Origin of the sequence: Caballeronia sp. GACF4 (genome assembly GCF_023631025.1) — a bacterium.
Lineage (GTDB): Bacteria > Pseudomonadota > Gammaproteobacteria > Burkholderiales > Burkholderiaceae > Caballeronia.
Map to the genome: position 1 here is coordinate 1 of NZ_JALQDW010000056.1, position 1,324 is coordinate 1,324.

Below are 1,324 nucleotides of genomic sequence, written 5' to 3' on the forward strand. Positions count from 1 at the left end.
GAGGTAAAAGTCATGGATATGCCGATGAAGAAGAAACGCACCGTCGCTTCTCAGGCAGCGGCCCGAGGGCCGCTGCCTGCCCTTCCGGAAGGTCTGCTGGATGACCTGGTCAAAGGCCCGATGACGCCCATCGAGGTCCAGGACCTGATGCTGGCGTTCAACAAGGCACTCATCGAGCGCGCGATGGGCGCCGAGATGAAGATGCATCTGGGCTACCTGGCGGGGCAGCCGAAACCCGACGGCCAGGACAACGAACGTAACGGCGCCAGCGGCAAGACGCTCATCACCGATTATGGCCCGCTCAGGGTCGATCTGCCGCGTGATCGTGACGGCAGTTTTGAACCCATCCTGATTCCGAAACACGAGCGCCGTTTTACCGGTTTCGACGAGCGCATCATCGCCATGTACGCGCGCGGCATGAGTGTGCGCGAGATCCAGGCGTTTCTGGCCGAAGCCTATGGCACCGAGGTTTCGCCCGATTTCATCAGCTCGGTCACCGACGAAGTCATGGCTGAAGCGCTCGCCTGGCAAAGCCGTCCGCTTGAGCCGATGTACCCGGTGGTGTTCTTCGACGCGCTGCGTGTGAAGATCCGTAGCGACGGCGTGGTGAGCAACAAGGCGGTGTATCTGGCGCTGGGCATTCAAGCCGACGGCCAGCGCGATGTGCTCGGCCTGTGGATCGAACAGACCGAAGGTGCGAAGTTCTGGCTGAAAGTGTTCAACGAACTGAAGACCCGGGGCTGCCAGGACATCCTGATCGCGGTGGTCGACGGCCTGAAGGGACTGGCTGAGGCGATTGGCACGGCGTACCCGCGTACGGCCGTGCAGACCTGCATCGTGCATCTGATCCGCAACAGTCTGGAGTACGCCAGCTACAAGGACCGCAAGAGCGTGGCCGCAGCGCTGCGGCCGGTCTATGCCGCCGCGAGTGAACAGGCCGCTCAGCAGGCCCTGGAGGCCTTTGCCGAAGGCCCGTGGGGTGCGAAGTATCCGACTATCGTGCAGTCGTGGCGACGGGCGTGGGAGAACGTCACACCGTTCTTCGTGTTTCCGCCGGACATACGCCGTGTCGTCTACACCACAAACGCCATCGAGAGTCTGAACATGCAACTACGCAAGATCATCAAGACACGCGGCCACTTCCCCAATGACGAGGCCGCCATCAAGCTGCTGTGGCTGGCATTGCGCAACGTGCTGGCAAAGTCAGTACGCGCGGCGTTCGACTGGTCGTCCGCGATGAACCAGTTTGCCATCCTGTTTGGAGAGCGTTTTACCAACGCACGCGGGTGACTCCGCTAACCGCCTCGCACACAAAAATGCGGAC

The 1,324-nt window shown here is 61.6% G+C and carries 1 protein-coding gene; it reads left to right on the forward strand.

Annotated elements, in window-relative coordinates; all coding sequences use genetic code 11:
• Positions 1 to 18 precede the first annotated feature (18 nt).
• Complete coding sequence (locus NCR40_RS31165) at positions 19 to 1,290, forward strand: IS256 family transposase (protein ID WP_502801054.1); 1,272 nt, start codon at positions 19 to 21, stop codon at positions 1,288 to 1,290.
• Positions 1,291 to 1,324: the final 34 nt, after the last annotated feature.